Source organism: Levilactobacillus koreensis JCM 16448 (genome assembly GCF_001435525.1).
Lineage (GTDB): Bacteria > Bacillota > Bacilli > Lactobacillales > Lactobacillaceae > Levilactobacillus > Levilactobacillus koreensis.
In genome coordinates this window covers 1-1,408 of sequence record NZ_AZDP01000083.1, presented here as the reverse complement: position 1 = coordinate 1,408, position 1,408 = coordinate 1, and the positions used below count along the sequence as shown (strand labels likewise).

Below are 1,408 nucleotides of genomic sequence, written 5' to 3'. Positions count from 1 at the left end.
ACGACTAAATCGTGGTTTTTGATTAAGGCCGTAGAGACATGGTGCAGGAAGTTCTTACGTTGATTAGCAACTTTAAGTTGTAATTTAGCCACTAGTAACCGTTGTTTTTGATAGTTATTTGATTCGGATAACCGTCGTTGGCTCCTTTTAGCTCGTCTGGCCCGCCGCGACAGCTTTCGTTGGGCTTTAGCCAGTTTTCCCTTAATCATTCGGTAGTAACGGGGGTTATCAATCACTTGTCCATTGGAATCTGTCAAAAAGTTTTCAAGGTTCAGATCAATCCCAACTTTAGATTTAAGAACTGGTTGTTCAGAAACGAAGGGGTGTTCCGACCCAAGCTGCATGGATACAAAGTAATGGCCAGCGGTATCCATCGAGACTGTTGTAGTACCGATTCTAATATCATTAGCTCGATCTAAAATCTTTGATGGCAGCCCCTTGAAGCGAAGACACCCCAGCTTGGGTAATCGTAAGTGGTGAGTATCATTTAGTCTGACGCTACCATTACGCACGGTTGGTCCGGTCACTTTGGCACCGTAAAGACATGATGTTTGATACGTCTGAGTATAACCACGCTTATGAAATTTAGGGGTCCCCGCCTGATGAAGCTGGCGGAATAGTTTCCAAGCAGTCTTGTAATTTTTGATAGCATTAGCTTTCATCAGGCTGTCAAAATCCGGATGATTTAACCAGCCATGAATATTAGAGATAGCAGTTGACGGCTTTTTTAGCCGCTCGGTCAAATCAGCGATTCGATCGAAGACAATTGTAATGGGAATCTTCACTTGCTTTAACCAGAACAGGTCGTTGTTCATGCCGTTCATTTGATTATAAATAAACCGACTGGCGTCACTGTTACGCTTGATTAGCCGTTTTTGTTCGGTCGAAGGAAAGACTCTGACTTTAACCCCATAATGGTAAGGTAATTGAGCCATTGTTTTCGTCATAAACTGTCACCTCCTCTTGCTTGACAGTAGCGTACCATATGAGTACACTACATCCATAGTAAAGCGTCTTATAATAATATTTATGGAGGTGTCACATGAGAAACATTGAAGGAGCAATCCACGAACGAGGTTATGTTTACAACTTTCATTTTCACCTGGTCTGGGTCACTAAATACCGGCACGAAGCATTTACAACGCCAAAGTTAGTCGCTGAGATGACCGATATTCTAACGAAAATAGCCCGACTGAACGAAGTGACCATTGAACAGATGGAAGTCATGCCTGACCACGTCCACTTACTACTGAGCTTTAAGCCCAAGTATGCCCCAACCAATATCGTCAAGGCCTTCAAGGGTGGCTCGGCGCGATTATTCTTTGAATTACATCCCGAGATAAAAGATCAGGAGTTCTGGGGTGGACATCTTTGGTCACCTAGTTACTTCATGAGTACTCTTGGTGAT

Annotated in this window: 2 protein-coding genes; one reads left to right on the top strand and one right to left on the bottom strand. The window is 43.3% G+C overall.

Features of this window, described 5'->3' with window-relative positions:
* Positions 1-947, bottom strand: a 947-nt coding sequence (locus FC99_RS07495; protein ID WP_056986511.1) for an RNA-guided endonuclease InsQ/TnpB family protein, incomplete at its 3' end; no start/stop codon positions are given.
* 95 nt (positions 948-1,042) lie between these two features.
* Between FC99_RS07495 and tnpA the strand changes: the two genes are divergently transcribed.
* Positions 1,043-1,408: IS200/IS605 family transposase (gene tnpA, locus FC99_RS07490; protein ID WP_056986509.1), on the top strand; the 366-nt coding region annotated here is incomplete at its 3' end.